A 19,660-nucleotide genomic window follows, 5' to 3' on the forward strand; every position below is an offset into this window, starting at 1 on the left:
GGAGTGACTGAGATGAGTTTTGGAAACGCTTTGCGGTCGGAGTGGACGAAGCTAGCCAGCCTGCGTGGCACGTGGGTGTATGTGGTGTTGTTGGTGGGCTCGATAGCTGGGCCGATGGCGGCTTTCAGCATGGCGGCGGACGCTGGTGCAACCGCTGATTGGGAATTGCTGCTGTTGGGGACCGTGATCTTCAACATGATCGTGATTGCCTTTGGTGGCTCCACCCTGGCGGGTGAGTACAACGATCAGATGAATGCGCATGCGTTCTTGACGCAGGACCGAAGGAGCCTGTGGCTTTCGGCACGGATGACGCTGACCCTTGTGCTGATTGCTGTCTGTTGGGTCATTGGTGTGGCGCTTGCTTGGCTATCGGTGACGGTTTCCCCGCGCGTGGAGTTCAAGGGCGGCGACGCTGCCACGGACATGCTCGCCGGAGTGCTTGGCTTTGTAGTGTTTGGACTAATCGCGATGTCGCTGGGAGTGCTGACGCGCTCGCGCGTGGCCGCTGTCGCTATTCCGCTGGTGTGGATTCTGGTGGTGGAAAGCATGCTGGAGTTCGCGGCGCTGGCGTATGCGATTTTCCGGCCATTGTGGCTGGTCACGCCGGGTGCACGCATTCAGCAGTTGTCGACGCAATTGGGCGGTCTGATGGCAAATCCGGAGAATCCACGCATCGGGTTTGAGGCCGGCATGACGCAGCCGATGTGGTTCAACATCGTGGTGCTGGTGGCCTGGATTGTTGTGGCTGTTGGCGTTGCTCATTGGGTCAATGCCAAACGGGATGTGAAGTAAAAGCAAAAAGTGCCGCGACTACTCGCTTCTCAGGCGAGGTCGCGGCACTTTTTTCGTCGTTAAGCGGGAACGCGCGTGTCGTAGTAGCCTTCGCGGCGCTTGACCCACGCGATGACGGCGTAGGTGACTGGCATGACTACAATCTCGACGGCGGTCTTCCAGATGAAGCCGACGATGACGTAGTTGACGAAGGTACCCCAGGTATCGATGCCGATAGCGGTGGCGGCGATGGAGCAGAAGATGAGCGTATCGACGAACTCGCCAACCACAGTCGAGCCCATCAGTCGCGCCCAGAGAGCCTTTTCACCAGTGCGCTTCTTAATGGCGTTGAGCGACCAGGCGTTGAGCAGCTGACCGACGACATAACCGGCCAGACCTGCGAGAACAAGCTGCGGGACGGTGCCCAGCACAGTGGCGAAGGCTTCCTGATTCTCGTACCACGGTGCCGCCGGGAGCTTGATGGCGGCAAAGAAGCAGAGCATTGCGCCGGCGAGGATGGCGAAACCGGTCCACACGGTGCGGCGGGTGGCTTTGTAGCCATAGCACTCGGAAAGCACGTCGCCGATGACGTAGCTCAAGGGGAAGAGGAAGAAGGCACCGTCGGTGGCCAGGCCGAAGATTTCCACGCCCTTGGTGGCGGTGATGTTGGAGACAATCAGCACGCCAATGAAAATGGCCGTGAACATCGGGTACAGCGATTTCGGTACCGGGATGTGGCGTGGCGTGGTTGCTGTGGATTCGGACTTAGTTGCGTTCTCGGGCGCGTGCGAGGTGCTCACAGCGGCAGTCTCGGCGTTGCCCGGCCCAGACTTGGGCAGGTTTTCGTTATTTGTCACGGGAGGGAATGTTACCTGCCGCTCAGGGCTCCAAGCGAGTGCCGATGAAGTCTTCGAGGCCGACTCTGCCTCTCATCCTCTAACTCCTGTGGGTTTGAGTCCGCAGGAGTTAGAGGATGAGCGGGTTTAATTATTTGTTTTCTTAGCTCCACGCTTACTGCGCATTCCGTTAACAATAAATGTAAAACAGCTTACAATCAGGCTGGCAAGAGCGATTAAGCAGTAGAGCAGCGCGCGATCTGTCTTTGCCGTAATAGCTGCTGTACTCATAACGGCAGTCTGGTTAGCTAGTTTGCTCAATGTGTACATCCCATTTGCGATGCCCAGGAGACAGAGGAGGCTCACGACTAGTCCGATAATGGAAATCGATGCTAGCCAATTTACGCGCAAACGTGATGACATTGTTCTCCTCTAAAAGATCCGCTTACAAAAAGTCACGCATACATTAACCCTTGATTTTATTGAGAGGTCATGAATGCCTTTCGAGTAATAGATGAATTTCCTCCAAGATGATTTGAATTATTCAACCGGAGATCTTTCCCCAAGATTTCAACTATCATCTTGGGGTCTCGCTAACATATTCCTGTGACCAGTTCCCAACGGTTGACTAATTCCACTTTACCCACCGGCCGCTACGCCCCTTCGCCGACCGGTCGGCTGCACCTGGGAAACCTGCGCACCGCGGTTCTCGCCTGGGCGCACGCCCGCGCGCAGGGCGGTCGCTTCATCGTGCGTATCGAAGATATCGACCGCCAGCGCTCCCGCCCCGAGTATGAGGCGCAGCAGCTCGCCGATCTCGAGGCCATCGGCATAGACTGGGATGGCGCCCCGGTCCGCCAGTCAGAACGCTCTGACCTGTATGAATCCGCGCTCGCCGACCTCACGCAACGCGGCCTGACTTATCCCTGCTTCTGCACGCGCCGTGAAATCCTCGCCGCCTCCTCCGCGCCGCATGGCGTGCCAGGGCAGTATCCCGGCACGTGCCGTTCGCTTGACGACGAGCACCTCTCCGCGAAAAAGGCCGAATTTGCGGCGGCGGGGAGAAGGCCGTCGATACGCCTGAAATCGCAGGTGAGTGAGGGGGCCGCGACCGATGAGCTGTATGGCGAGATTGCCGCTCCGATCGATGACTTTGTCCTTCAGCGTGCCGATGGCATGTGGGCCTACAACCTCGCGGTCGTCGTCGATGATGCCGAGCAGGGTATCACTGAAGTCGTGCGTGGTGATGACCTGATGTCCTCCGCCCCGCGCCAGACGTACTTGGCTGGTCTTTTGGGGTATGCGGCGCCTTCGTTCGTGCACGTGCCACTGGTGGTGAACTCTAAGGGGCGCCGATTGTCCAAGCGGGATGGCGACGTGACTCTCGGCGAGGTGTCCGTGGGTGCAGCGCAGCGGTGGATTCTGGATTCGCTCGGTGGCGGTGTTGGTAGCGATGGTGGCGATGGTAGCGACGGTGGCGATAGTGGCGCAGAACTCGGCTCCATTGCCGACCTCCCTGAAGCCCTGCGTGCGGGTCTGGAAATTCCTCGCGGACAGGTGATTTTCTAGGGCCCGCCGAGAACTACGGCTAGTGCATACGTTAGGGGCAAGAGTGCGAATGCAACTAGTGCCGCTACGATTGTCAAACCGTTTGACCGGGCTTTTAGCGCTGTTAGGAAGCTGATTAGGCCGAATCCGAAGACGCCGACAGCGAGGGGTATTGTCCAGGCATCGGAGAGTGCAGTGCTGACGAAAAACAGTCCAATGTAGCAAGTCAGGGCTAAGAGGAGTGCGGCAGCTGCGAAATTGCGGAAGCGATTCATGGTACGAGGCCTAGGACTCCGCTAGAGGATCTTTGCCACCTAATTTCATTTCGAAGCGCTTGTAATCCTCGAGGGAAGCGAAGTGGCGAGAATAGATGTCGATGTCTGTATCGACGCGACCGTTAAGAGCGGGGGCGACATCTACGATGTGGCGCAACGTGACAGATCCTCCCGAGTGGGAAGGCTCTTCTGGGGCTGATTCATTTTCGTGGGCTAATGCTTCGACCTGCGCGTATGCGGCGCTATCAGAATCGGCAAAGACAATGTATAAGTCCTCACGGAAGAAGCTCTCATTCGCCGAGGTTGAATCTCTTTGCTTTGTTAACTCAAAAACTGCAATTCCGATGTATGGTTCCATCTATTTTTCCGTTCTTCGATTGCCGCCTAGTTCAGTACGAATTTGAGGCTTTCTTACTGGACGCCACGTTTACTCGAATTGATAAACATTGGATTGTTGCTGAAACCTGCGCTTACCCTATCACTGCCGATACCCTCGGGGCATGCCTACTCTTCTAGTCGTCCACCATTCCCCGACCCCGCTTCTGCAGGAAGTCTTAAGCCATGCGCTCGAGGGGGCCAACGACCCCGCGCTAGAGGGCGTGGATGTCAAGGTCGTCGAGGCTCTCGACGCCACCATCGATGACCTGACCAGCGCTGACGCTATCCTGCTCGGCACCTCCGCCAACTTTGGATACATCTCCGGCGCGCTCAAGCACTTCTTCGACACCACCTTCCGGGAGGCGCAGGAAGTTACCAAGGGGCTGCCATTTTCCTACTGGATCCGCGGCGGCTTCGACACCACCGGGGCGGAAAACGCCATGAAAACCATCACGACCGGCTACAAGTGGGAGCTTGCGGCCGAGCCCGTCGTGTTTGTCGGTTCGCTTGACGACGACATCTCCGACCGCCTGGTAAATCTCGGTGGCACCATGGCTGCCCAAATTTTGGGCTGATTGAAGATTTAGTGTCGAGGCCGTGAAATAATGGCCGGGTGAATGATTCAGGGGCACAAGGGTCGCAAGTGACGTCGTCAAGCGAGAAAAACCGCAAGCCCATGATGAGTCTGCTGGGGCCTGCTTTTGTGGCAGCGATTGCCTACGTGGACCCCGGAAATGTGGCTGCGAACCTGTCTGCGGGCGCGAGCTACGGGTATCTGCTGCTGTGGGTGTTGGTGGTGTCCAACCTCATGGCGATGGTTGTGCAGTACCTGTCGGCGAAGTACGGCCTGGTGACGGGGCGGTCGCTGACCGAAGGTGTCGCCGACCGCTTCGGTTCGAACCGGCCGGGGCGGCTGGCGTACTGGGTGCAGGCCGAGATTGTGGCGGCAGCGACGGATGTGGCGGAAATTATTGGTGGCGCCACGGCGCTGTACCTGCTCTTTGGGACGCCGATGCTGCTTGGCGGTGTCATTGTTGGCGTGGTCTCGCTGGGGCTGTTGTTGCTTCAGGGTGGGCGTTCGCAACGCACTTTTGAGGGCGTGATTGTGGCGTTCCTGCTGGTCATTACGGTGGGGTTCCTGGCCGGGCTGTTTGTCACGGGCCTGAGTCTCGGGGAGATGGCCAGCGGAATTCTGCCGCGCTTCCAAGGCGCGCACACCGTGGTGCTGGCGGCATCCATGCTGGGTGCGACCGTGATGCCGCATGCGGTCTACCTGCACTCCGGGCTGGTGCGCGACCGCGAGTACAAGGTGGAAGATGACTCCTCGCTGCGCCAGCACCTGCGGGCCACGCGCCTCGATGTCTTCGGTGCCCTCGTGCTGGCTGGGTCGGTGAATATCGGCATGCTGTGTCTGGCGGCCGAAGCGCTTCCGGGAGTGGAGGGGACTGACTCCATCGAAGGTGCTCACGCCGCCGTGACCAGCGTGCTTGGTCCCGTGGTGGGCGTGCTCTTCGGTGTTGGGCTGTTGGCCTCCGGGCTGGCGTCGTCCTCTGTCGGTTGCTACGCCGGTGACCTGATTATGCGCGACCTGCTGAAGGTGCGTGTGCCACTGCTGGTGCGCCGAATAGTCACCATCATTCCGGCGCTGCTCATTATCGCCAGCGGCGTGGAGCCGACGTGGGCGCTGGTGCTCAGCCAGGTGGTGCTGTCGATTGGCATCCCGTTTGCGCTGGTCCCGCTGGTGCGCATGACCTCCTCGCGTGCCGAGATGGGCATCTGGGCCAACACCCCACTACTGCGCCGGGTCGCGTGGGTTATCTGCGGGCTCATCATCGCGCTCAACGTGGCGCTGGTGGTCCTGGTGCTGACGGGGAAGGGGTAGCTTCCGGGAGGGGGAGGTGGGGGCCTCGTCGTAAAGCGTGCGGGAGATGGTAGACAAAGCTGTCTAGTTGGTGTTAGGGTGGGCGGCACGATCACAAGATATCGACGAGAAATGGCCTTTGACAGCGTCGATAGGCAACCGCCCGATTCGCGGACCCGGTGCCCCAAAGGAAGATCAGCCCCACAGACCGCCTGCGGGGAAGAGCGAATAGGAGCGCCAAATGCACACCACAATAAGCGACGTCCACATCATCCATCTCAGCCGTCACACCGCTGACCTTCTCGTCGACGGCCGACCCGTCGCCATCCGGCTGCAAGAAGCCGACATCGACCCCCACTCCCGGAATCTCGTCCAACTACCCGTCGACCCCGCCTTCTACGCCACCCTCCGCGGCCAGCAACGCGCCGACTACCTCAGCGCCCACGTCCGCGACGGCGTACGCTACGGCCGCATACTCTGGCACGAGCTTGACGACGGTCGTCACTTCCTCACCATCCCCACCATCGGCGGCTACCATGTGCACCAGGTCTTTGAGGTCCGCCGCAGCCGCGAGGGAGTGTGGAGCCGGCACTGAGCTGGTTGCGTGAGCGTGCCTGGCGTGATGAGCGCGGCGCGGATGCGAGCGGGAACCTCTCCGCCTAGCCTTGGGCTATGCAGGTACGAGACTCCGCAACACCCCCGTTCTGGCCCACCGAAGGCGAAGGCGACTTCTACACCGACGCCGCCGCAGCCGTCGACCGGCTCACCGAAATCCACCGGGCAGGGATGGCCTACCTAGTCGAGCAGTACACCGCCGCCACCGAAGGAAATTCCGGGAGTGGGCCGGTGCGCGCCTACTACCCCGAACTACGCTTCACCGTCCCGGCCGGCAGCGCCGTCGAGGATGTCGACCCCTCCCTGTCGCACGGCTTCGTCGACCGCCCGGGAGTGTATGCCACCACCATCACCCGCCCGGTGATGTTCCGCACCTACCTCATCGAGCAAATCAACGACCTGCTCGCCAATCACGGCGGCGAAGTCGAGGTGCGCGTCTCCGACCAGCCCATCCCACTCCGGATGTGCCGCGGCTTCGATGCGGCTGCCGAGGAAGCGGCGGGGAGGGAAGGGGCGTCGGCAAGCATGCTGGCGGCAGTGGAGAAGACGTTTACCCCCATCGACTCCGCCAGCATCGACGACACCATCGCCGACGGCGAAGCCGACTACCTGGGCCTGCTCATCAAACCCTTGAGCCTCTTTACCGCCCAGCGCATCGACCTCGCCCTCCAGCGCCTCGAGCACTACACCGGGTCGCACGCCGCAAACATCCAGCGCTTCGTGCTGTTCACCAACTACCAGCTGCACACGGACGTGTTCCTCGAATACGCCGCCACCCTCACTCCCGGAAATCCGCACGGGTACACGGCGCTGGCGTGCCCGGGTGGGCAGCGCTACGACATCGGCGCCATCCCCACTCCCGGAGTTTGCCGTCAGCACGCGCACGCCTCGCAGATGCCGGCGTACCACTTGCTCCGCGACGACCAATGCGGCATCACCATCATCGACATCGGCGTCGGCCCCTCGAACGCCAAAACCATCACCGACTGTCTCGCCGTCACGCGTCCGCACTGCTGGATGATGGTCGGACACTGCGCCGGCCTCGACGGCCGCATGCGCATCGGCGACATGATTCTCGCCAACGGCTACGACCGCGCCGACGGAGTCCTCGACAACTACGTGCCCCTGGAAAAGCCCATCCCGCCGATTGCGGAAATTCAGCTCGCCGTCACCAATGCACTCGCCCGCGTCTCCGGACTCACCGGCGATGAGCTGAAAAAGCGCCTGCGCACCGGCACCGTACTGTCGACCTCCGACCGCAACTGGGAGTGGCGCTCCCAGGCCGACCTCTACCGGGAGCTGCAGAAATCCACCGCCATCGGCGTCGAAATGGAATCCGCCACCATCGCCGCCAACGGCTACCGCTTCCGCGTGCCCTACGGCGCGCTGCTCAGCGTCTCCGACATGCCGCTGCACGACAAACCCAAACTCCCGAAATCTGCCCGCGAGTTCTACCAATCCTCCAAGGAAGAGCACCTCATGGCCGCCGTGCGCGCGTGCGAGGACATGGCCGCGGCTCCCGACACCCTCCACTCCCGGAAGTTACGTCGGCCGGTGGGAGAGGTCGCGTTCCGGTAGGGCACTTTCGGGAGTGCGTCGTCAAGCCCGTTTGTGCAGATTGTGCATGCTTTACGATGGCTGTGGACAACGCCAAAAAGCGATTGAAGCCGCCCACTCCCGGAAACTAGCCTTAGCCCCATGACGACATTGGGACTGCTCAGCGCGCTGGCGACACGGGGTATTGACGTGCTCGCCGACCTGCGCGCCGCACTCCCGGAAAAATCCACCGGGCACCGGGAGTTGGCAGCCAGCATCGGCTTCGACCCCTTCCGCCTCAAGCGCCTGCTGCGCTGTGCCGAGCGGCTGTTCGGCACGGTCGAGGGCGATATGGATGTCGAATCCCGCGACAAAGCCGTCGCGATCGCCCGGGAGCTGAAGCTGTCGCTGGACACGGTCATGCAGATCGACAAGCGCTCCGGGCAACTCAACAACGTCGAAATCCGGGAGTACTACCGCCTGGACTTCACCCGCGCCGCCGCAGCATACGACTTCGAGGGCCTCGACACCTACATGCGCACCAAGGTCAAGGAGCTCAACCGCACCGACGAGCCGCCGCAGCACCTGCGCGCCCACGTCTCCCGGAATCCGGACATCCGCGGGATGAAGCATCTGCAGGTCACCGGTCCGGCGAACATGATTGACGACCTGGTCGCGCCGCTGACCGTGCGCGCAGCTGAAATCGCCAAAGCGCACGAGGATTACACCCGGGATCGGTGTGTCGGTCAGGCGCTGGCAGAACGCTTGGCACACGGGGCGGAGGGGCCGCTTGACGACGTCGACAAGCTCCGTTACCAGCCCGCGCTCATCGTAACCGCGCAAGACATCGTGGAGTACAGCCCGCGGTTTGCGGCGACCTCCAACGGCTCCGTCCTCACTCCCGGACAATTCGTCGAGGCATTGCTCGCGGACACCGGCTGGGTGCTGGTCTACGACGAGCACAACACGCCGACCGACCTACTCCCGATACACAACCCGCGCCTGGCGACGGAGGAACAGCGCATCGCGATGATCCTCGACAACCCCATCTGCGCGTGGCCCGGGTGCCCGCGCCCCGCCCACGCTGGGCAGGCCCATCACCTGGTCGCCAGGAAAAACGGCGGCGCCACGACTATGGAAAACATGGTCATGACCTGCAAAGAACACAACGCCGCCAACGATGACGACAGGCAAGGCCTCAACGGGCACCTCGAGCGTGACGACGGCTCCGGCGCGGTCTACCGCCACCCGCCGTCTCCGCACGCGCCGCCCGAATTCAACCTTGCCTTCCCGACAGCTCTCGCGGGGCGGGCCTACTCGGGCTACCGTCAGCGCGAATAGCTTTACAGATATACCCATAGGGGGTATATATTGGGGTATGGCTAATCAAACTTTTACTGTTACTGGCATGACATGCGGACACTGCGAGGCATCGGTGCGGGAGGAAGTCTCTGAACTCCCGGGAATCACTGATGTCCAGGTTGACCGCTCCCGGAATTTCCTTTCCGTGACCTCGGATGCAGACATTGACACCGCTGCCGTAATCGCAGCAGTGGATGAAGCTGGCTACAAGGCGGTCGCAAACTAAACCCCCAAAGAGGAAAGCGGATGTCTGAGCAGCAACTTCTCACCCTTGATATCCCCGTCGGCGGGATGACGTGTGCGTCGTGCGCAAACCGTATCCAACGCAAGCTGAACAAACTTGATGGCGTTAACGCGAGCGTGAACTATGCGACCGAGAAGGCGCATGTGGAGGCGCCGGCGGACATCAACCCGCAGCAACTGATCGACACAATCGTGGCAGCGGGGTACACCGCTGAGCTTCCGCAGGAGGAGCCCGAACAGGAACCGGGTGCTGCTCCCGAAGGGAAAGACCGGGAGCTGGAAGACCTGCGCAACCGAGTCATCGGCGCTGTCATCCTCACTGCTCCCGTCATCGCAATGTCGATGATTCCTGCCCTCCAGTTCACTAATTGGCAGTGGCTGTGTCTCACGCTCTCGGCGCCGGTCTTTGTGTGGGCCGGCTGGCCGTTCCACCGCGCGACACTGAAGAATCTGCGTCATGGCGAGGTCACCATGGACACGCTAATCACTATGGGGACGACCGCTTCGTTCCTCTGGAGTGTGTGGGCGTTGTTCTTCGGGCGTGCCGGGCTGCCGGGGCTCAAGCACGAGTTCCACTTCACGGTCACTCCTGGTGATGCCGATATGAACATCTACCTCGAGGCGATGGCCGGCATCATCATGTTTGTGCTGATTGGTCGTTACTTCGAGAAGCGCTCCAAGCGCAACGCCGGTCAGGCACTCCGGGAGTTGATGAAGCTTGGCGCCAAGGATGTCTCCGTTCTCGAAAGTTCGGGAGTGGAGAAGCGGCTGCCCGTGGAACAGCTCCGTCCGGGAGTGGTGTTCGTCGTTAGGCCTGGTGAGAAGATCGCGACGGACGGCGTTGTCGTGGAGGGCGCGTCGGCGGTGGATGCGTCGATGCTGACCGGCGAACCGATGCCTGTCGAGGTCGGCCCTGGCGATGAGGTGACGGGAGCGACAATCAATACGTCAGGGCGGCTGCTCGTGCGGGCGACGCGCGTGGGCTCGGAGACGCAGTTGGCGCAGATGGCGGCGATGGTCGAGGCGGCGCAGACGGGTAAGGCGCCGGTGCAGCGGCTGGCGGATCGGGTTTCGGGAGTGTTCGTGCCCGCCGTCATCGCGATCGCCGCGGTCACGCTGGGCGCGTGGTTGCTTACGGGGCACGGCGCGAGTGAGGCGGTCACGGCTGCGGTCGCCGTGCTCATCATCGCGTGCCCGTGTGCGCTTGGCTTAGCGACGCCCACAGCGCTCCTGGTCGGCACGAGTGAAGGTGCCAAGGCTGGTGTGCTGCTGCGTGGCCCGGAGGTGCTGGAGTCGGCGCGGAAGGTCGACACGGTTGTGCTGGATAAGACCGGCACGGTGACTACGGGTGTGATGGAGTTGACGGAGGTCCCTCCCACTCCCGAAAATCTGCTGCCGCTTGCCGCTTCGGTGGAGGCGGCGTCGCATCACCCGATTGCGCAGGCTATTGTGCGTGCGGCGGATCCGGATTCTCTACTCCCGGTTTCGGATTTCCGGGATATTCCGGGAGTGGGGGTTGAAGGCACCGTGGATGGCCACCGCATCGAGGTCGGCCGCTCCGGGGAAAATTCCGGGAGTGGGGGGACGGTGGTTGCGGTGCGCCGCGACGGCGAGCTCCTGGGCACGTTGGAGGTGTCGGATTCGGTGAAGCCGACGTCGGCGGCTGCGGTCGCGAAATTCCGGGAGTGGGGGGTGCGGCCGATTTTGCTGACCGGCGACGCCGCCGGCCCTGCGTTTCGGGTTGCGGATGAGGTCGGTATTGCTCGCGAGGATGTGATTTCGGGAGTGATGCCGGAGGATAAGGTCGCGACGATTGAGAAGTTGCAGGCGAGCGGCGCGTCCGTGGCGATGGTCGGCGATGGCATTAATGATGCTGCGGCTCTGGCGCAGGCGGATTTGGGCATGGCGATGGGCACGGGCACCGATGTGGCGATGGAGGCCGCGGATATCACGCTGGTGCGTGGTGATTTGTTGGCGGCTGCGGATGCGCTGCGGTTGTCTCGCCAGACGCTCCGCACAATCCGTTCGAATCTTTTTTGGGCGTTTTTCTATAACGTTTTGGCAATTCCTGTCGCCGCGCTGGGGTTGTTGAATCCGATGTTGGCTGGCGCTGCGATGGCGTTTTCGTCGGTTTTTGTGGTCGGCAACAGTCTGCGTCTGCGCGGTTTTTCTCCGAGTCAACTAGATAACCAAAAGGAGTAACTCATGAGTGAGTCTTGTTGTTCGTCTCAATCGCATTCGCTTGACGACGATTCTTGCTGCCATAACGCCAGTGATCCCGGTTATCTCGCGGAGAAGCGGCGTTATGAGTCCCGTATTCGTCGCATTGAGGGGCAGGTTCGTGGCATTGGTCGGATGATTGAGAACGAAGAGTACTGTATCGATGTTTTGACCCAGATTTCGGCGGTGAATTCGGCGTTGAAGTCGTTGGCGTTGACTCTTTTGGATGCTCATCTTCATCACTGTGTGGTGCATGCGGCTGAGGGCGGCCAGGAAGAGTTGGATGCCAAGTTGGAGGAGGCATCGGCGGCAATCGCTCGGCTGGCTAAGTAACTCCCGGAAAAATTCCGGGAGTGGGGGGCGAAACGGCAGTCGGCAGTCGGCAACCGGAGTTGGTTGCTGTTGGTGGCACCGATTGCGAAGAAGTACCGCTTAAATGCCTCGTTTTCCCTGGTAGGGGGCGCGTTTTGGGAAAATGGGGTTTGTTGGGTAGTCTTTAACGACGTTGGAGGATTCGACTAGCGGCCTATGTCACACGCCTGGAACGCGTGCGGGAGTCACATCCCTCGTGGGTTCAAATCCCACATCCTCCGCAGAGTGAAGACCCCCGGTTTACGCCGGGGGTTTTCTTGTATTTATGCAGGTGAGTGGATTTGCAGTGTATGCCGGGGGCTGCGGGGAGGCGGGGAACTGTCATGAAAGCTGTCATGAATGCTGTCACGAAACTGGTGACGAATCCGTGGTGGCAGTGCGCTGATTAGTGTGGCAGTTCTTCGCTGAACGGTGCGGCGAGCGCTAGCAGTGTGACTTTTTGCCTGGGCCTGTAGTAGGCTGTCTTCACGGATCCCATGTGGCGTCCATCTCGTGAACTCCCCCAGGGCAGGAATGCAGCAAGGGTCAGCGAGCTCTGACGGGTGCGTGGGGTCCCCTTTTTTTAACCCCAGCGTTCTTCTGGCACTTGTGGCAAGGTTTCGGGCACTTGTCGACGGTTTCCTGTGACCTATCGATGTTTTTCGGCACTTATCCCCGCGATATTGGCCAGGCCATTTCACCTATCGATGAGCTATTCACTTATGGCCACGCTGCAGCGCATCGATAGGTGAATACCTTGGCCACAAGTGGTCGCGTTTCGCGTTCGCTGGTCTGGCAGAATACTGTGCATGAGCGATGCAGACGACACGCGAGTGCCACCACAGACAACACGAGAACCGCTAGAAACTCCAGGACCACCAGAAACCCGAGAAACCCCAGCGCCAATGGGCGTGTGGGACTCCTTCCGGTTCGCAGTTTCTTCACCGAAGCGCCTGCGCACCGAGCTGCTGGCCGGTGCTGCGGTGTCGTTCGCGCTAATCCCCGAGGTCATCTCGTTTTCCATCCTGGCGGGCGTGGACCCGGCGGTGGGGCTGTTTAGCTCGGTGATTATGGCCATTGTGATTGCCTTTACGGGTGGCCGCCCGGCCATGATTACTGCTGCCGCTGGTTCGGTTGCGCTCGTCGTCGCGCCGTTGTCGCGGACGTACGGGATGGATTACCTCATTCCAACGGTGCTGCTCGCGGGTGTGTTGCAGATTGCTTTTGCGGCGCTGGGTATCGCTAAGCTGCAGCGTTTCATTCCGCGCGCGGTCATGATTGGCTTTGTTAACGCGCTGGGTATCCTCATTTTCACTGCGCAGCTCGAGCATCTCATCGATGTGCCCTGGTTGGTGTATCCGCTGGTCGCTCTGGGTATTGCGATTATGGTGTTCCTGCCCCGCGTGTTCACCGCGATTCCGGCTCCGCTGGTAACGGTGATCGTCGTCACGCTTGTTGCGGTGTTGGCGAATTGGCGCGTGCCGAACGTGAGCGATATGGGCGAGCTTCCGGAATCCCTCCCGCAGCTGCTGATCCCGAATGTGCCCCTGACCTGGGAGACTCTGCAGCTGATTGCGCCGTATTCGGTGGGCGTGGCGATTGTCGGCATCATGGAATCGCTGATGACGGCGAAGCTCGTGGACGACATCACGGATACGCATTCGGACAAGACCCGCGAGACGTGGGGGCTGGGTGTGGCGAACATCGCGGGCGGTTTCTTCGGCGGTATCGCTGGCTGCGCGATGATTGGTCAGACGATGGTGGGTGTGAAGGAATCGTCGGGACGCACTCGCTTGACGACGCTCTTTTCCGGTGTCTTCCTGCTCATTCTGGTCCTTCTGCTCAGTTCTGCAGTTGGAGTGATTCCGATGGCGGCGCTGGTTGCGGTGATGGTCGTGGTGTCGGTGGACACGGTCGATTGGCGCTCGATTTCCCCGCGGACGTTGCGCCTGATGCCGCGTTCGGAGACGGCGGTGATGCTGGTGACGGTCATCGCCACGCTGGCGACGGATAACCTCGCCATCGGGGTGATTTTGGGTGTGGTCGTGGCGTCGCTGATGTTCGCGCGCCGTGTCGCTCACCTGGTCAGGATTGAAGTGCTTGACGACGACCCCAGCGCCCACTCCCGGACGTACAAGGTGCGGGGTCAGTTGTTCTTCGCCTCCAGTAACGACCTGGTGTACCAATTCGACTACACCGATCCTGCGCAGCGGATTGTCATCGATATGTCTGAGGCTGAGATTTGGGATGCTTCCACGGTGGCGGCGTTAGATTCCGTGCGGGTCAAGTTTGCTGACCGGGGCAAAGAGGTAGAAATTATCGGCTTGGAGGGGCCGAGTAAGCAGCGTCTGGATGCGCTGTCGGGGAAGTTGTAGAAATCCCAATCCGGGGTATGCCTTACACTTGGTTGCAAAGCCGGATGCGGCGCGGGGAAAAAGCTTTCCGTGCCAGTTTTGTCAGGTTTTAACTTATGTCCGATACCTGGGAGGGTGCGTACACCATGGCCGTGGATTCCTTCGATGTTCAGCAGTTGGCGGCACACAAGGATGAGTTTGCGAAGGCATATGAGGAACTGAAGTCCCGCAACCTCGCACTGAATTTGACTCGTGGTAAGCCGTCGTCGGAACAGCTTGATTTCGCAAACGCCCTGCTGGGTCTCCCGGCGCCGGATTACATTTCGGCTTCTGGGGAGGATGTCCGCAATTACGGCAACGCCAAGGGCATTACTGATATCCGCGCTATCTGGGCGGAACTGATGGATCTGCCGGTGGAAAACGTCCTGGCGCAGGATGCTTCCAGCCTGAACATCCAGTTTGACCTGATTTCGTGGGCCATGCAGTTCGGCAACGTGGACTCGGAGCGCCCGTGGAACGAGGAGCCGGTGCTGAAGTGGCTGTGCCCGGTTCCGGGGTATGACCGGCACTTTGCTATCACGCAGCACTTCGGCATTGAAATGATTCAGGTGCCGTTGAACGAAGACGGTCCGGATATGGATGTCGTGGAGAAGCTGGTTGCCTCCGACCCGCAGATTAAGGGCATGTGGAATGTCCCGATGTTCTCGAATCCGACGGGTGTGACCTACAGCGCTGAGGTCTGCCGCCGTCTGGTTGAAATGGAGACCGCCGCTCCGGATTTCCGTCTGATGTGGGATAACGCCTACATGGTTCACACGCTGACGGATGAGTTCCCGGAGATTCACAACGTCATTAAGTGGGCGGAAGAGGCCGGTAACCCGAACCGCGTGTGGGCATTCGGCTCGACCTCGAAGATTACCTTCGCAGGCGCTGGTATTGCTTTCTACGCTTCCTCGGACGCCAACTTGGAGGATTACCTCAAGCACGCTGGTATCCGCGGCATTGGCCCGAACAAGGTCAACCAGTTGGCTCACGCCAAGTTCTTCGGTGACGCGGAGGGCGTGCGTGAGCAGATGCGTCGTCATGCAGGTTCGCTGGCTCCGAAGTTTGAGAAGGTTCTGCAGATTCTGGATGAGCGCCTGTCGGAGTACGGCGTGGCAGAGTGGTCGAAGCCGACCGGCGGTTACTTCATCAACCTCGACGTGGTCGATGGCACTGCTCGTCGCGTGGTGGAGCTGGCCAAGGAGGCCGGCATTGCGCTGACCGGTTCTGGTTCTTCCTTCCCGCTGAAGCAGGATCCGAATAATCGCAATATCCGCCTGGCACCGTCGCTGCCTCCGATGGAGGAGCTCGAGGTTGCTATGGATGGCGTCGCTACCTGTGTGCTGCTCGCCGCCGCTGAGAAGGCGACTGCGTAGGTTAAGCAGGCCAGGTAGGTCGGGATAGGACTATATGAACTTCGAAGAGACGAAGTTTTGGATCTCCGGGCTTTTCCCCGGAGAACCCCAGGTCAGCGAGTATGTGACGGAGCTGCCGGGCAGTGGTCGGCACGGGCAGGAACACGATTCGGCTCCGCTTCGGGTCGCTGAGTTCTCACTTTACGACGGGCCGGACGGCCAAGCGAACGAGCGTCGTCCGGAAACGGCAGCCGCCACCGTGGAGTTGGGCCGCAACTACTGTGGCCTGACCGGCGCAGCAAAGACGGATATCCGCGTGGAGCTCTTCTCCGTCGCATACGCTGATTTTCCCGTGGCCACCATGGTCGCGGCCGCGGGAGCGCTGGTGGAGGAAGAACCGGAGTTCCTGTCGCCAATTCCGGGCCGTGTCATCCCGAATGCGGTGCGGCTGGCGGCCGATCAGGTGGCCGAGGTAGGGGAGTCGTCGTCAAGCGCGGCCTTTACCGTGGCGCACGTGCTGTGCACGGTGCCGTACGTGTGGAGCGACGGGGTGCCGAATGTGTCCGAGATGCCGGGCAAGATCAGCCTGCATGAGGGCGATGTGGAGTCGCCGCAGGGACGCATGACCACGATGACGCAACTGGTGCCAATTACGGATGCGGAGCTGGTGTTTTATGAGCAGCAGGGTCCGCAGGCGCTGATGCAGAAGTTGGCCGAAGTGGACGCTGACCTGCGGGATTGGTGCCGCGAGTCGGTTGTTTCCCAGGAGGGTTCGAACTAGCCGATCCGGGGTGGAAGGTAGGCTGAGCACGTGGCTCTGTATAGGAAGTATCGTCCGGCATCGTTCGCCGAAGTGGTGGGGCAGCGGCACGTAACTGACCCGCTGTCGGCGGCGTTGGAATCTCGGGATGCGCAGGGGCGTCCCAACCGCATTAACCATGCGTATTTGTTCTCCGGGCCGCGTGGCTGTGGCAAGACCTCGTCGGCGCGCATTATGGCGCGCAGTTTGAACTGTGCGGAGGGGCCGACGGCCACACCGTGTGGCCAGTGTGCGTCGTGTCGTGCGCTAGCGCCGGGCGGTCCGGGCAATTTGGACGTTATTGAGCTGGACGCGGCTTCCCACAATGGTGTGGAAGATATGCGTGAGCTGCGGGAAAAGGCTATCTTCCAGCCGGCGGAGTCGCGCTATCGCATCTTCATTATTGACGAGGCGCATATGATTACCGCTTCGGGTTTCAATGCGCTTTTGAAGATTGTGGAGGAGCCGCCGGAGCACCTCATCTTCATTTTTGCGACCACGGAGCCGGAGCGTGTGCTGCCGACTATTCGTTCGCGTACGCATCACTACCCGTTCCGGTTGTTGACTCCGCCGGATATGCGCGGGCTGCTTGAGCGTGTGGTCACGGCCGAGGGCGTGCGGGTAGAGCCGGACGTGTATCCGCTGGTCATCCAGGCCGGTGGTGGTTCGCCGCGTGACTCGCTGTCGGTTATGGATCAGCTCATTGCCGGTTCCGGCACCAATGGCGTGGATTATGAAACGTCTGCGGCCATTCTCGGTGTCACTGACAGCGTGATCATCACGGATGCGATTGAGGCGCTGGCAGCGGGCGATCGTGCGGCCATGTTTAGCGTGGTCGGGCGTGTGATTATGTCGGGTCAGGATCCGGCGCGGTTTGCCTCGGATCTGCTTGGCCGGGTGCGTGATTTGCTGGTGCTGTCCGCAGTGCCGAATGCGCTGGAGCAGGGCTTGGTGGAGATCCCGGAGAGCCAAATCGACGGTGTCCTGGAGCAGGCCGGGACAATTCCCCCGGCGACGCTGACGCGCTTCACGCAGGTGCTCTCTGATGGTCTGCGGCACTTCCGCGGCGTGACGTCGCCGCGCCTGCTGCTCGAAGTCCTCTGTGCGCGCATGCTCCTGCCCGCCACCGAAGACTCCGTGGAGTCGCTGCTGCAGCGCGTAGAGGCGTTGGAACACGGCAGGCCCGCGCTTGCCGACGGCTCGGGGGCCGCAACCCCCGCATCGGCACCGGTGTCTTCCGATGCGGGGCCGGGGTCGGGTGCGGCTGAGGCCGATGCTTCGCCGATGCAGTCTGGCCAGTCGGCTCGTGAGGCATGGCGCCAGCGGAATGCCCAGCGTAAGAAGGGTGCGCAGACCCAGGGCAGTCGTGCTGGGCAGGCAGCGCCAGCGCAGACACCGTCGCAGCCTCAGTCCCAGCCTGAACCTGTTCAGCAGCAGCCTGCACCAGCGGCAGCGGCACCGGTGTCGCAGGAGTCGGTGACTGAGCCGCAGCCTGCACCAGAAGCACCTACTGCGACCGCTGAACAGCCTGAACAGCCTGAACAGCCTGAACAGCCTACGCAGGCCGAATCAGTTGAACAGCCTCAGCAGGCCGAACAACCGCAGCAGTCTGAACCGGCTGAGCAGCCGATGTCCGAGGAAGAAGCTCAGGCGGAGAAGATTCGTGAGTTCCGTCGGAAGATGGCGGAGCATGCCCGCATCAGCGAGCAGCAGACTCGGGCGCAGCTTGCGCAGGAGCGTGAGCAGCAAACCCGCGAGCGTGAGGGGGAAGGCGGCTCGATGTCGATTGTCGAGGAAGAGCCAGTTGTCTCTGCCTCGACAGCTCACTCTGAACAGCCAACTCAGGCCCCACAGCCGGAGCAACCAGCACAGCCGGAGCAATCAGCCGAGTCGGCACGGCCAACTCAGGCCGCCCAGCCCGAGCAGCCTGAACAGCCAACGCAGACTACTCAGTCGCCAGAATCGCAGCCGGAACCGCAGGTTCAGCCAGCACCAGAGCCAGCACCGCAACCGGAACCAACACCACAGCCGGAGCCCGAACCTGCACCCGCCGGTATCGAGCAAATCCGCGAGCGCTGGCAGGACATCCTTGCAGCTGTTGACGGCCCGCACGCGTTCCCCATTCGCGTGCTGGCTGAACAGGCAGTGCCACTCGATGTCGAAAACGATACGCTCATCATCGGCCACAGCACAGGAGCGCTCGCTACCAGGCTCAATACGCCTGATTACGAACAGGCACTGTCTGCTGCCGTAAAGCAGGTGACGGGTTTCAACGGCCAGGTGCACTGTGTCGTCGGTACGCGCCCGCGCGCACCGCGTTCAACAGCTACAGGTGGCGTTGCTGGGGAGGATGATTCGTCGTCAAGAGGTTCGTCCTCGCCGAACGACACCGCCCCTGCACCGACACCAGCAGCATCGGCACAGCCGAAAGCACCCGAGCCCGAGAAGCCGACGCAACCGGAACCGCAGGCGCAGCCAGAGCCCGCACCGCGCCCTCAGCGGTCGTCGGCCTACGCATCTGTTGCGGAACGCCGCGCAAAAATCGAGGCTGCCAAGCGTGCTGCGATGGGTCACCAGGCAGGTCACGACCAGCCAGCGCAGCCACATCAGCAAAGCCAGCCAAGCCAACCGACTCAGCCGAACCCGAACCCGGTCCATCAACAGCCGCAACAGCAGCCAAACCAGCCGCAGCCGCAGTCGTTCCTGCGCGCGGCGCAAGTCAATGCCCAGGCAAATGCCCAAGCTCAGGCCAATCAGGATTCGGGCTTCGGCGGCGTCCCGCTGCCACCAGAGCCCATGGAGGAGTTCGCTCCGCCAGAGGGCGCAGAGGGCGCAGGGGGCTACGGTTCGCGCACCCCGTCCAACGCCAACACCACCTACAACCCGGTTTCCCAAAACCTGCAGGACAACAACTACGAAGAGGACACCTCCGAGTATTTCGAGGCCGCGAACGAGGTCGGGTCGCTCGATCACCGTTCGCTAAAGGACGTGGTCATGGAGATGCTGGAAAAGGAGCTGGGAGCCAAACCGCTAGAAGACCGCTAGAGCCGTTAGAATGGGGCGGCGATGCGCGTCGTAAAGCAAGGGCGATGAGCCTTTAAGCGTGCGCGTAAC

General features: G+C 61.3%; 17 protein-coding genes, 1 tRNA gene, 1 other RNA gene and 1 riboswitch. Of the genes, 16 read left to right on the forward strand and 3 right to left on the reverse strand.

Annotated features, from left to right (window positions below):
• The first annotated feature begins 12 nt into the window (after window positions 1-12).
• Window positions 13-792 (forward strand): ABc transport system integral membrane protein, encoded by a 780-nt coding sequence (locus HMPREF2562_RS05810; RefSeq protein ID WP_049190211.1) that lies wholly within the window; start codon window positions 13-15, stop codon window positions 790-792.
• A 59-nt stretch (window positions 793-851) separates the two neighbouring features.
• On the opposite strand, the gene HMPREF2562_RS05815 is transcribed toward HMPREF2562_RS05810, so the two are convergent.
• Together HMPREF2562_RS05815 and HMPREF2562_RS10740 are read right to left on the reverse strand one after the other, a co-directional pair.
• Entirely contained in the window at window positions 852-1,628 is a 777-nt protein-coding gene (locus tag HMPREF2562_RS05815) for a queuosine precursor transporter (protein ID WP_049190189.1), read from the reverse strand.
• A gap of 126 nt (window positions 1,629-1,754) precedes the next feature.
• Window positions 1,755-1,898 (reverse strand): hypothetical protein, encoded by a 144-nt coding sequence (locus tag HMPREF2562_RS10740; RefSeq protein ID WP_224783815.1) that lies wholly within the window; start codon window positions 1,896-1,898, stop codon window positions 1,755-1,757.
• Window positions 1,899-2,213: 315 nt separating this feature from the next.
• On the opposite strand from HMPREF2562_RS10740, the gene gluQRS reads away from it, so the two are divergent.
• Complete coding sequence (gluQRS, locus tag HMPREF2562_RS05820) at window positions 2,214-3,176, forward strand: tRNA glutamyl-Q(34) synthetase GluQRS (protein WP_053087286.1); 963 nt, start codon at window positions 2,214-2,216, stop codon at window positions 3,174-3,176.
• Window positions 3,177-3,440: 264 nt separating this feature from the next.
• On the opposite strand, the gene HMPREF2562_RS05830 is transcribed toward gluQRS, so the two are convergent.
• Window positions 3,441-3,788, reverse strand: a complete 348-nt coding sequence (locus HMPREF2562_RS05830; RefSeq protein WP_070549750.1) for a DUF4288 domain-containing protein — start codon at window positions 3,786-3,788, stop codon at window positions 3,441-3,443.
• 142 nt (window positions 3,789-3,930) lie between these two features.
• Between HMPREF2562_RS05830 and HMPREF2562_RS05835 the strand changes: the two genes are divergently transcribed.
• From HMPREF2562_RS05835 to HMPREF2562_RS05900, 14 genes are all read left to right on the forward strand, one after another.
• Window positions 3,931-4,383: a flavodoxin family protein gene (locus tag HMPREF2562_RS05835; protein ID WP_016421860.1), complete on the forward strand. Its 453-nt coding sequence runs from the start codon at window positions 3,931-3,933 to the stop codon at window positions 4,381-4,383.
• A gap of 68 nt (window positions 4,384-4,451) precedes the next feature.
• On the forward strand, window positions 4,452-5,690 hold the full coding sequence (locus tag HMPREF2562_RS05840) for an Nramp family divalent metal transporter (RefSeq protein ID WP_070549751.1): 1,239 nt from the start codon (window positions 4,452-4,454) through the stop codon (window positions 5,688-5,690).
• Window positions 5,691-5,779: 89 nt separating this feature from the next.
• Window positions 5,780-5,900: riboswitch (SAM riboswitch) on the forward strand.
• Window positions 5,901-5,910: 10 nt separating this feature from the next.
• Window positions 5,911-6,264, forward strand: coding sequence for a hypothetical protein (locus HMPREF2562_RS05845; RefSeq protein ID WP_016421862.1), 354 nt, complete (start codon window positions 5,911-5,913; stop codon window positions 6,262-6,264).
• Between the two features lie 77 nt (window positions 6,265-6,341).
• Window positions 6,342-7,862: an AMP nucleosidase gene (locus tag HMPREF2562_RS05850; RefSeq protein WP_049193843.1), complete on the forward strand. Its 1,521-nt coding sequence runs from the start codon at window positions 6,342-6,344 to the stop codon at window positions 7,860-7,862.
• A gap of 120 nt (window positions 7,863-7,982) precedes the next feature.
• A complete protein-coding gene (locus tag HMPREF2562_RS05855; protein ID WP_049190169.1) occupies window positions 7,983-9,161 on the forward strand; it encodes an HNH endonuclease signature motif containing protein in 1,179 nt (392 codons plus the stop codon).
• Window positions 9,162-9,198: 37 nt separating this feature from the next.
• Complete coding sequence (locus HMPREF2562_RS05860; RefSeq protein WP_049172422.1) at window positions 9,199-9,408, forward strand: heavy-metal-associated domain-containing protein; 210 nt, start codon at window positions 9,199-9,201, stop codon at window positions 9,406-9,408.
• A gap of 20 nt (window positions 9,409-9,428) precedes the next feature.
• Complete coding sequence (locus HMPREF2562_RS05865) at window positions 9,429-11,627, forward strand: heavy metal translocating P-type ATPase (RefSeq protein ID WP_070549752.1); 2,199 nt, start codon at window positions 9,429-9,431, stop codon at window positions 11,625-11,627.
• 3 nt (window positions 11,628-11,630) lie between these two features.
• Entirely contained in the window at window positions 11,631-11,978 is a 348-nt protein-coding gene (locus tag HMPREF2562_RS05870; RefSeq protein WP_049190165.1) for a metal-sensitive transcriptional regulator, read from the forward strand.
• Window positions 11,979-12,152: 174 nt separating this feature from the next.
• Window positions 12,153-12,238, forward strand: a tRNA-Ser gene (locus HMPREF2562_RS05875).
• A 245-nt stretch (window positions 12,239-12,483) separates the two neighbouring features.
• Window positions 12,484-12,578: signal recognition particle sRNA small type (ffs, locus tag HMPREF2562_RS05880), an RNA gene on the forward strand.
• 323 nt (window positions 12,579-12,901) lie between these two features.
• Window positions 12,902-14,371, forward strand: coding sequence for a SulP family inorganic anion transporter (locus tag HMPREF2562_RS05885; protein WP_070438855.1), 1,470 nt, complete (start codon window positions 12,902-12,904; stop codon window positions 14,369-14,371).
• Window positions 14,372-14,496: 125 nt separating this feature from the next.
• Window positions 14,497-15,768, forward strand: coding sequence for an aspartate aminotransferase type Ic (locus tag HMPREF2562_RS05890; RefSeq protein ID WP_187269755.1), 1,272 nt, complete (start codon window positions 14,497-14,499; stop codon window positions 15,766-15,768).
• 34 nt (window positions 15,769-15,802) lie between these two features.
• A complete protein-coding gene (locus HMPREF2562_RS05895) occupies window positions 15,803-16,528 on the forward strand; it encodes a suppressor of fused domain protein (RefSeq protein WP_005511889.1) in 726 nt (241 codons plus the stop codon).
• Window positions 16,529-16,558: 30 nt separating this feature from the next.
• The gene (locus HMPREF2562_RS05900) at window positions 16,559-19,591 is read left to right on the forward strand and encodes a DNA polymerase III subunit gamma and tau (RefSeq protein WP_070549753.1); all 3,033 of its coding nucleotides are present in this window, start codon (window positions 16,559-16,561) and stop codon (window positions 19,589-19,591) included.
• Window positions 19,592-19,660: the final 69 nt, after the last annotated feature.

This window comes from Corynebacterium sp. HMSC077G07 (genome assembly GCF_001809225.1).
In the GTDB taxonomy this organism is placed as follows: Bacteria; Actinomycetota; Actinomycetes; order Mycobacteriales; family Mycobacteriaceae; genus Corynebacterium; species Corynebacterium jeikeium_D.

What these genes read in the sequence shown, in the direction of transcription:
- HMPREF2562_RS05810 (WP_049190211.1), top strand. Translation starts at nt 13, where the DNA reads ATGAGTTTTGGAAACGCTTTGCGGTCGGAGTGGACGAAGCTAGCCAGC.
- HMPREF2562_RS10740 (WP_224783815.1), bottom strand. Translation starts at nt 1,898, where the DNA reads ATGAGTACAGCAGCTATTACGGCAAAGACAGATCGCGCGCTGCTCTAC.
- HMPREF2562_RS05830 (WP_070549750.1), bottom strand. Translation starts at nt 3,788, where the DNA reads ATGGAACCATACATCGGAATTGCAGTTTTTGAGTTAACAAAGCAAAGA.
- HMPREF2562_RS05835 (WP_016421860.1), top strand. Translation starts at nt 3,931, where the DNA reads ATGCCTACTCTTCTAGTCGTCCACCATTCCCCGACCCCGCTTCTGCAG.
- HMPREF2562_RS05845 (WP_016421862.1), top strand. Translation starts at nt 5,911, where the DNA reads ATGCACACCACAATAAGCGACGTCCACATCATCCATCTCAGCCGTCAC.
- HMPREF2562_RS05850 (WP_049193843.1), top strand. Translation starts at nt 6,342, where the DNA reads ATGCAGGTACGAGACTCCGCAACACCCCCGTTCTGGCCCACCGAAGGC.
- HMPREF2562_RS05855 (WP_049190169.1), top strand. Translation starts at nt 7,983, where the DNA reads ATGACGACATTGGGACTGCTCAGCGCGCTGGCGACACGGGGTATTGAC.
- HMPREF2562_RS05860 (WP_049172422.1), top strand. Translation starts at nt 9,199, where the DNA reads ATGGCTAATCAAACTTTTACTGTTACTGGCATGACATGCGGACACTGC.
- HMPREF2562_RS05865 (WP_070549752.1), top strand. Translation starts at nt 9,429, where the DNA reads ATGTCTGAGCAGCAACTTCTCACCCTTGATATCCCCGTCGGCGGGATG.
- HMPREF2562_RS05870 (WP_049190165.1), top strand. Translation starts at nt 11,631, where the DNA reads ATGAGTGAGTCTTGTTGTTCGTCTCAATCGCATTCGCTTGACGACGAT.
- HMPREF2562_RS05885 (WP_070438855.1), top strand. Translation starts at nt 12,902, where the DNA reads ATGGGCGTGTGGGACTCCTTCCGGTTCGCAGTTTCTTCACCGAAGCGC.
- HMPREF2562_RS05890 (WP_187269755.1), top strand. Translation starts at nt 14,497, where the DNA reads ATGGCCGTGGATTCCTTCGATGTTCAGCAGTTGGCGGCACACAAGGAT.
- HMPREF2562_RS05895 (WP_005511889.1), top strand. Translation starts at nt 15,803, where the DNA reads ATGAACTTCGAAGAGACGAAGTTTTGGATCTCCGGGCTTTTCCCCGGA.